A 9,047-nucleotide genomic window follows, 5' to 3' on the forward strand; every position below is an offset into this window, starting at 1 on the left:
AGCCTAACTTGGAAGTTGCGGCATTCCATCGTTCAATAGCAATTCTTCTTGACTTTGCTGATAATAGTTCTAGAGCTAATTATTTAAGAGGTCTGATTGTGGTCTTTGCTCAAACCAGTCCCCCAGATATAATAACAACTCGCCTCACGTTAGACGAGTATCGGGCTATGGAAGAAACAAACCCCGAACGCCATGAATACCGTAACGGAGAGATTATTACTATGTCGGGAGGTTCGGAATCTCATAGCGCAATCGCCAGCAACTTCTTAATAACTCTAGGGTTTTTATTGAGAGACACCGATTTTCGTTTGTATAATAGCGACTTGCGAGTTTGGATTCCCGAATATCAGTGTGGGACTTATACCGATTTGATGGTTGTTAATGGCAAACCAGAGTTCAATAGCAATCGCAATGATGAAATTCTCAATCCAATGCTTATTGTCGAAGTTCTATCACCCTCGACTGAAGCTTATGATCGAGGGGACAAATTCAGAAAATATCGCTCGATTGCCAGCTTTTGTGAATATCTGCTTGTGAGCCAAACTGAACCCTACATTGAACAGTATCATAACTTGGATCGGAACAGTAACGATCGCTGGCTATGGCAAGTTCACTCTCACCTTGAGCGGACAATTATGCTGCACAGTTTAAACGTAGAAATTCCCCTGACTGAAATCTATCGTCGCATTAATTTTTAAGGCTGCTTAACTCTCTTGGAACTGATTAGTGGGACTCGTTATCAAAAGAAGCACTCCCAAGAAAGCTAGAAAAAGTAACTAACATCCAACCGAAACAAATATGTTTTTGAGTTTGCCAATCGTATCTCTCTTCTATTATCGGGATTGTGTTAGCTTCAACGATTTCTAATCCCCAATAGCCCAATGCACTGATGCCAAACAACATAGCGCTGACGATGGACAATTTAGCGATGACTTTGAAAATGTAATTGCTTAAAGTAGGCGGTGTTTGAAAGGATTGTCTGTGACGATGATGGATAGCTAGTTCACTTGGAGCTAGAACCAAAACACGTCTTGGTTTTTGTTGAGTGAGTTGGCAGACAACTTGTTTATTATCAGTCATGGGTCAAACCAAAGCCTGTTGGTTGTAACTAGATTAGTTTCAGTAATTATATTGTAAACTTTCGTTAGGTGAATGCGGTTAAATTTACATAAAAGTTCCCAATTCAGAAAAAATATTCTAATGGTTAACCGATGTCATACGAAAAACCCAGAAGACAAACAAGCAATTAAGCTGAAAGTCAGTTAGAAATATCCCCCAGTGCGGTATAGGCTGGGGGATACACTTAATCAATCCGCATTGCTGTAGTAAATCGGCTGCAATACTTTCCGACAAGCTAATTTACAAATGCCGCCAGAAGTTCTTACTGATAGTCTTGAGACTGACAACCTTGGGTTCTGTTGTTGCTTCAGGGGCATGACCAACAGCTACCGCAGCAACAATTGGTGCAGATGTCGCTAACAGAAAGTTGAGTAACTCTCGCTGATAGTCAATATCTTCTACTGTGCGGTAAACTCTGTGGTAATCAATTTGCATCCCTAAAGGTGTTGGGACAATTTTCAAATATTCATTAAGAGCAGATATGTAGGTATCACCAAAATTTCTATTTGCAACAGCCGGACGGATAATATTCAATAATTGAATAGCTCGTCTAATGTCTGCAACACTACGGCTAGCATCAATCTCTGGCTGACTTTCGCTGTAACCTTTGGATTTCTTTTCTGCTACCAGATTATGAAATTTAGCAATGGCTCTTTGATGATTGGCTAATGTATGGACTTTCGTTTGCGCTTGATAACCGACTCTGCCCCACTGCACTGTTAAGTTACCATCTTCAACAATGGCAGACCAGAACTTATTGCTGTTCTGGATAGCATCAACATACACTAAATAGATTTCCATCTTTCTTACCCCATCTGAGATAGATATACTGAACGTAATCGCTACGAACCTAAAAGAGCGATCGCCCCCATAGAATCAGGAGACAATCGCTTTCTCATCAGTTCATGTTTCTGTATTTGGCAGTTCTGAGAGACTGAGTTTTCGCCGCAACCACAGGACTGCTAGCCCGTCGTGCAGTGGATGCCCATGCCTGCATTCGTTCGACTGCCGCAGCATCCTGAATCGCAAGCGGGGTAATGGTTTGACGACAGGTTTCGAGGTCAGCAAGCGTTACCTGCTGCGGTCTATCCTTATCGAATGCCAGCAGTGCAGCTTCCGAAGCAAGGGTTTCCAGTTCTGCCCCTGAAAACTTCGCGGTATTAGCTGCGATCGCCTCCAAATACTCCGATTCCAGGTGAATGCCAAAGCGTTGCAGATGAATCCCTAGAATCTGGACTCGCTCAGGCTCCGTGGGAAGATCAACAAAGAAGTTTTCATCAAATCTTCCCTTCCTCTTTAGTTCACTTGGTAACGCAGATGGGTCATTGCAGGTAGCAACAACGAACACCCCGCATTGTGACTCGGACATGAAAGTGAGGATATTCCCTAGAATCCTTTGGCTGACTCCACTGGTGTCACTACTGCCAGAAAGAGCTTTTTCCAGTTCGTCAATCCACAGGACGCAGGGTGCGATCGCTTCTGCTGTTTTCAATGCACGTTTAACATTACCTTCGGACTCACCGACCAGACTACCCAACAGGGATGCAATGTCTAGCTGTAGGAGTGGTAAATTCAGTATAGTTGCAATGTTTTTGGCACAATTAGATTTCCCAGTACCTGGAGGCCCTGCCAGTAGCACACCTTTTGGCTGGGGTAAGCTAAGACTTCGTGCCTCTTGTGTGAATAGTCGCCGCCGCCTCATCAACCACTCGCGCAGTAGATCCAAACCGCCAAAAGGAATGGTAGCTGGCTTACCCAACTCGATACCCATTTGAGATAGTAGCCGAGTTTTGTACTCGACGGCTTTGGGGATAAAATCAGCGCCGACAACGACACCATCATTAGTTAAGTTTTCTTTGACTGTTAACCGAAGGAAATCACTAATTTCTTCTAAGGTTAGACCCAGGGCTGCACGAGAAAGAGTTTCAAATTCAGCATTTTCAAGCGTAACAGTGAAAGTCAATTCCTGTTCAATAGCAGACTGTTGTAAGTCATGCAAATAAGAAGTGATATGCTCAAGTATTTGGTCAATACTAGGTAAAGGGACTTCACAATAAGGAATCAATCTGACTAGGGATTCGTGTAATTGTATGTTCTGACCCAACAATACAATGCGTTTATCTGTAGGTTTTAACCTGTGGTAAAGGTTTTTAACTTTGGATAAAACCTCCCAACTCAATTGGGGTGAGTTCTTAGCAATAAAGGGGTGAATATCTCCAAGGATAAATACACCATTTCCGCTAAAGTTAGCAATGTAATCAAACACATATAACAAGGGGTCAGCATGTTGTGGTTTCTTATACTCTGCAACTGGCTTAAACACCAATCCCCCATCTGCTGCGATTAAACATTGCTCCAAGGTTGATACTCCCAGATTCCAAAAGAACACTGGACTTGATAGCTTATTGTTAGCTTCTGTAGTCAGCCACTGAATAATCGTCGCTTCATCGGGCGACAGAACATCAACCGCAGCAATGGGTATTTGTGAATCGAGTGTGGAGAGAAGATTTGAGAGTTTCATGTCAATTATTCAAATATTTCACTTATGAAATGGCGAAGCCTTTATGATCAGCAGTTACCAGCCGAGTTAAGACTGGTAACTGATGACTGATTACTGACGCAAACGTGTTTGATTACTGTTCGTAGTCCGAAGTTGTTGGGTTTGGGCTTCATCTTTAAACGTGCGATCGCCCTCCACAACCCCAAGTGCCTCTTCAAACGGTTGTGTAGCCGATAAACAACTCAGCCCCTCGAACCCCTCCGCTTCCACTCGAACTTCACCTGTAGCATTGTCGAAATGAATCAGTATTGAGCGTTCCATATTTATCTCCGTGCAAATTGTTTAACTTCTTGATGTCCGGCAAAAGTCAGCCGTAGAGTTTGCACACTTCCGTGGGTTTCTTCAGCGATCGCACATTCACCAAATTTTTCTTGTAACTCGGCGGCTTTAGCGCGAACCATCCGTTGTCCATAAACCAGCATTAGTTTATTGCTGAAAAAGTCTTTGCCCAGCTTCGGAACTGTCTCGTAACTGTCATGTATTACGTCGTACACGCCGCTTGACTGATTCCATTTGAACCCGATGTCTGCACGGGCTTTTATGGTGCGGCCAGATACGATGATTTCAGCACTTTGTCCTTGAGAGCCACCATAGTATCCTTTTAGTGATTGTGCTGTTTGGTGAACTTGTGGTGATAGGTTTAGATCCGTGAGAGCTTGCACCAAACACTCGTGATTGCTTAATTTGGTTTTGACTGTTGAGAAATGCGACATAATGTTATTCCCTTTGTCATCTGGTTTGAAAAATAGTAAAAGTGCGATATCGTTTTGAAACGCGAATATTGCACTTTTAATACACCGATCAAGTAAGAGAGCAAATGCACACTTGCCCAAGACCATTTTTTTACCTGAACCTAAATGCGGCAACTGTGGCTTTCGATAAGCCCACGTCGTCAGCCGCAAGTGATTGTAGATTGCGTTGTTCATCTAACAACTTGATGCGGATCTCTTGCATTTTTTGCTGTAATTGACTGCGTGTATCAGAACCAAGATTCTTAGACTCAATAGCTGGATCGTTAACGATAGAGTCCAAGTGCGCCATCATCGCCTCCAAGCTGCTGCCAGCCTCCGGGTCAGCATTCGCTAGTAGTACCTGAACCTTCATCAGATGGCGTTGCATCTTCTTTTTAAACTGGATTGGCTTGCGTCCTGGCTCCCAGTCGCTCAATTCTTCAAGCAACTGCGCGGCTAGTTGTTCACCACCAGCTAGAGCAGATTCCCGTAGCCTTTGCTCCAGATTTTGGTCATACTGCTGAATGAACTTGGTAATCTGGTCAAGACATTCGGCTTGTTGCTGATTGAGTTGTTCGGACAATGCTGGGATAATCACTGGGCGACCAATGACGACTTGCAAATAGTCTTCGAGATCGATCAGAGTCGGGAATGCTCTTAGCAAGTTGGCTTTGACAGATTCTTGCTTATCGTGGGGTAATTCCCAAGTGTTAAGCGAGAGAAACTGGTCAATCCGCTCTTGATAATCTTCGAGTCCTGATTCATAATCAACTTTTAGCTGATTACGCAGTCCTGGGGCGATATTATCCCTGATATTGATTAACTGGTTCCAAACGAGTGGAGCTAAATCAATCGGACAAATCCAATCACCAGTATCAGCAGACATCCACTCTTGAACCGAAGCAATTTCTTGACGAAGTTGTGCGGCAGCTTCATCAAGCTTTTTAAATACCTTAATACCTCGCAGACCAACTTCGGAATTTGTGACTTTAACAAGGTCTGATTCAATTTCAGAGACTTCAGCTTTTAGCACATCGGCCCATTTAGGTGCGGCAGACTTTGTACTTTTCTTTAACTGGATGCGGAAGCGAATACGGGTTTTATTTAACTGTGAGAAGTTGTGGCGCTCGACTACTGCATCAGTTAGAAAATTTGCAGCAACAGGATTGTCAATTGCTTGTACCATGATTATTCACCTCAATTACTATTTTTCAATTTCAATTCAGCGAAGCTTTCTTTGTGACTATTTGAATGTCTTTAGTAGCTCTATAGATTACTTTTTTAGAGCTATTTTGTAGTCGAACAGGTCTTTTAATGACTGGTGGTTTATGTATGGACATGGCTCAAAATAGCTGAAGTTGTTGCGAATTATCCTGTACCACAGGCTTTTGATAAACCATACCTTCGACTTCATAACACCGAGTCATGAGTTTGTTTCGATTTAGCCGAAAGCTGACTTTTTTCTTTTGATTTGGCAGAGGTACAAATAGGTACTGTGGATGTTGTATACTACCCTCGTCACCCAAATATCGGGAAAGTGTACCGTTGATTTGGTAAACTTTTGATGAGCTTAACAGTGTTGAGTCGTAAACTTTAATCAAATTTAATTCCATCTTATTAGCAGTGAAGTGTGCCATAATTTGTTGTGGAATCGATTTTCCTCTACAGTCAGATTTAATTAGTCTGACTGTAGAGTTTTTCACGAATAACCTGATTCTTCTTTTGTTAAGCAGCAACTTTTTGTTTACTCGGTTTAGACAATCTAGAAGCGCTACCATTTGTACGTTTAGTTGTTGAAATCGGTGGGTTAATTTGACCGAATGGAGTCTGAATCTTGAGGTCAGCTTTTAACTCTGATTGCAGCAATACAAGCTGGGTTAGATAGTAATCAACTTCTTCTAGAATCTCAGCTTCAACCTCCGAGGGTGAAAGCGGCGTAATCTGATCTGATTCCAGATATTTAACTTCTTTTGTATAGCGAGAAACCATCACAAGGTAGCGGTAGCCATGACCGCAATTCTCAGCTAATACGCTATCGTGGGGCAACACTTCAATACCAATGATTTTGCCTTGTTGAGTGCGTTGCCCAACATAAAACTTTGGGATTCCATAACCGCGCTGTAAGTTTTCGAGGCTAGGGGGAACGATTGTTGTTGTCATTTGTTGTTATGGTGTTAGTGAATATACAGCAAGAAGAAGGGGGAAAAGTTAAAGGGAAAAGGGAAAGGATTCATGAATTAAACCATCTGTAGAATAGTAAGGTTTTACCTTTAGCCCTTTCCCTTTTCCCTTCTTTATTAGCTGTAGATAAGACTTGAGAACTGATCAAATATGCTTCCCTACTTGAAGGTAAATAGGGAAGCATAAAGGCGAACGCAATTGCTGTAATCACCGCAATAAGTATTTGGTTATTAAGAAGGCACATCTTCCCAGTAACCAACTTCATCGTCATAATTTGCTTGCATAGACTGCAATTTGTTGACGAAGTTAGCAAATTCTTCGTTAGTTAGTGACTGCCTTCCTTTTTTACCATAGTTCTCTATGAGAAACTGTTTGCCCTTTTCCTCACCCCAACCTAAAGCTTCAATCAATCGTTGTGACTCCATCATCAATTGATTGCGATCTAGTGCATGAGACGTATGCTTTGGTAAGTTATTGTTAGGCAATCCTTTTTTCCACCAATCGCAGATGGAATTATGCACAAGGGCAATTTCTTGAGCTATTGGTTTCTTGCCAATACAATAACTTTCCCAGTTGAGCGCAGTTGGCTTTTCGTATCCGCTACATACACAGGCGTTGGAAGTTTGCCCCCCCTTCTCACGTTTCTCTGTTTTCAATATGGGACAAAATACCCACATCGAATGCCAAAGTAAATTCTTCGGTTGGTGATGTTTGCCTTGAAAACTTGCATAAGCTTGTTCGCAAGTTTCACGGAATGCCATTAGTTGTTGATCAAACGACACTTGAAACACTCCCCAAGCAGTTATTTGTACTGGTGCGATATGAAGAGGTTGATTTTGGGCATCGACGAAAATCACCATATACCGCCTACCGAATTTGTAGGCGTTCTTGTCCAAACCATCACTGCTACGCCAAACTCCAATCACCTTTCTATCGTTTCCGTATAGCAGAGGCGATCGCCCAATCACAAGTATTCGTGGTTGTCTATAGAGAGCGCCAGGAATGCCTATCTTTTCATCGTTTTCGTCCAACTTGTTAGTAAGAACTTTATACTCTTTCCCACCAACTAGTTCTTTATTTTCGTACCATCCTGCTAATTGTTGATTTTCGTAAGCAATCCAAATGCCTGCGGGTGAAGGAATGCTTTTAGCTGCTGGAGTCTTTTCGTATGACTGGTGTTGAGCAGAATCAAAGTCAAAAGCTGTCATAGTAGCTGCCTTTCTTTAATGTTATTTTTCGCAAAAAATAAGCGAAGCTTTAATCCTGGGTGGGTAATTCTGCATTATTTTCTTGATAGGTCATTGTTTAATATCAATACATTTCACTCTCTCATTGGCGAAGCCGTTGATTTCAGATGTATCTATCAAGTACAGAGCCAATAAAACAGCGCTCTTGATTACTACAAAAGCGCTTTTTATTACTAATTATTTGCTTTGTACAGATTATTGATGTGAATTAAATCTTGCTAGCAAATCTTCACGAGATAATTCAAGACATAGGGGAGTAAATTCTTCTGATGTTAACTGCAATAAACTATCGACTACTCTCGCTAATTCTTCATCCACAGAACCAAACCGGAATTTTAACAAGTTTTCTACAACTTGACGGCGTTCTTGTTGCACTCCTTGCTGCTTAGTAGTTTCTTCCCACTGTTGGTAAGCTTGCGACAAATTCATAATTAATTCCTGCTCATCTTCTGTTAAAGTTTCTTGCTGTTGAACTATAATCACCCGCAAATTAGTAATCAGTTTGAGAGTATTTTGTCTTAATTGGTTGCTTTCGGGTAATGCCAGCAATTCATCAATGGCAGTACGTTGCGTTTCGCCTCTACCCAAAATCCTCAGCCATAATGTTTCTTCTGTTACTGGTAGCTCGTTAACCGCTACTATTGCCGCTCTAAAACATTTCTGGAAAAAGTAAACTCCCCTGATCCACTTTTCTAAATCTAGTTTAACCTCTAAATCCTCCAACAGAGAGGCTGAAGCGCTAGGCGATATAATCCACAAACGAGCTAAACTATCTTCTGGTAAGCTGGTTTTCTCCCGCTTGGCTTTGCGTTGTGAGTCTGCAATCACGGTGAACAGTTTCAGAAAACAGTTGCGTACCTCTGACCTAGTGGGTTGATTGCGAAATGGTTCCAAGAGTGCCGTATTTAGTACAGCGATTCTACCTAATAATCCAAGATTTTGAGCTTGGGCAGTTGGTGTGCTTGTAAACAAAACGTCAACAAATCTGGCTTCATCAGTGACTTGTTTGTTAACTTCTACTCTACCTAAAGGAGACAACAACTCCTCTAATAATTCCTTAGAAAACTGATCGTAAGGCTTGCTAAGTAGCTAGGCACAATTAAATATAAGACGCTCAAGGGCATATTCACCCTTTACGCTTCTGGCTTCCATGCCATCAATAATTGCCATAGCCAAATCGTAGTTATTGTCAAACATTTGTCCAGCAAT

11 protein-coding genes are annotated in these 9,047 nt (G+C 41.9%); 1 reads left to right on the forward strand and 10 read right to left on the reverse strand.

The annotated features are described in order from the left end of the window. Positions 1-98: 98 nt before the first annotated feature. On the forward strand, positions 99-698 hold the full coding sequence (locus tag CDG79_RS37010) for a Uma2 family endonuclease (RefSeq protein WP_094346540.1): 600 nt from the start codon (positions 99-101) through the stop codon (positions 696-698). Positions 699-723: 25 nt separating this feature from the next. On the opposite strand, the gene CDG79_RS37015 is transcribed toward CDG79_RS37010, so the two are convergent. From CDG79_RS37015 to CDG79_RS37065, 10 genes are all read right to left on the reverse strand, one after another. Further along, on the reverse strand, positions 724-1,080 hold the full coding sequence (locus CDG79_RS37015) for a hypothetical protein (protein ID WP_189525262.1): 357 nt from the start codon (positions 1,078-1,080) through the stop codon (positions 724-726). A gap of 279 nt (positions 1,081-1,359) precedes the next feature. Next, positions 1,360-1,920 (reverse strand): WGR domain-containing protein, encoded by a 561-nt coding sequence (locus CDG79_RS37020; protein WP_094346532.1) that lies wholly within the window; start codon positions 1,918-1,920, stop codon positions 1,360-1,362. A 97-nt stretch (positions 1,921-2,017) separates the two neighbouring features. After that, the gene (locus CDG79_RS37025; RefSeq protein ID WP_094346533.1) at positions 2,018-3,640 is read right to left on the reverse strand and encodes an AAA family ATPase; all 1,623 of its coding nucleotides are present in this window, start codon (positions 3,638-3,640) and stop codon (positions 2,018-2,020) included. Between the two features lie 90 nt (positions 3,641-3,730). Then, the gene (locus CDG79_RS37030) at positions 3,731-3,940 is read right to left on the reverse strand and encodes a DUF2997 domain-containing protein (protein ID WP_094346534.1); all 210 of its coding nucleotides are present in this window, start codon (positions 3,938-3,940) and stop codon (positions 3,731-3,733) included. Between the two features lie 2 nt (positions 3,941-3,942). Next, positions 3,943-4,392 (reverse strand): DUF1257 domain-containing protein, encoded by a 450-nt coding sequence (locus CDG79_RS37035; protein WP_094346541.1) that lies wholly within the window; start codon positions 4,390-4,392, stop codon positions 3,943-3,945. 130 nt (positions 4,393-4,522) lie between these two features. Then, positions 4,523-5,596, reverse strand: coding sequence for a hypothetical protein (locus CDG79_RS37040; RefSeq protein ID WP_094346535.1), 1,074 nt, complete (start codon positions 5,594-5,596; stop codon positions 4,523-4,525). Between the two features lie 157 nt (positions 5,597-5,753). Then, complete coding sequence (locus CDG79_RS37045; protein WP_317616643.1) at positions 5,754-6,113, reverse strand: hypothetical protein; 360 nt, start codon at positions 6,111-6,113, stop codon at positions 5,754-5,756. 22 nt (positions 6,114-6,135) lie between these two features. Further along, entirely contained in the window at positions 6,136-6,570 is a 435-nt protein-coding gene (locus CDG79_RS37050; RefSeq protein WP_094346536.1) for a hypothetical protein, read from the reverse strand. A gap of 251 nt (positions 6,571-6,821) precedes the next feature. Further along, positions 6,822-7,799, reverse strand: a complete 978-nt coding sequence (locus tag CDG79_RS37060; protein ID WP_094346538.1) for a DUF5895 domain-containing protein — start codon at positions 7,797-7,799, stop codon at positions 6,822-6,824. Between the two features lie 234 nt (positions 7,800-8,033). Then, positions 8,034-8,879, reverse strand: coding sequence for a hypothetical protein (locus CDG79_RS37065; RefSeq protein ID WP_094346539.1), 846 nt, complete (start codon positions 8,877-8,879; stop codon positions 8,034-8,036). Positions 8,880-9,047 lie beyond the last annotated feature (168 nt).

The sequence above is a fragment of the Nostoc sp. 'Peltigera membranacea cyanobiont' 232 genome (genome assembly GCF_002245985.1).
Classification (GTDB): Bacteria; Cyanobacteriota; Cyanobacteriia; order Cyanobacteriales; family Nostocaceae; genus Nostoc.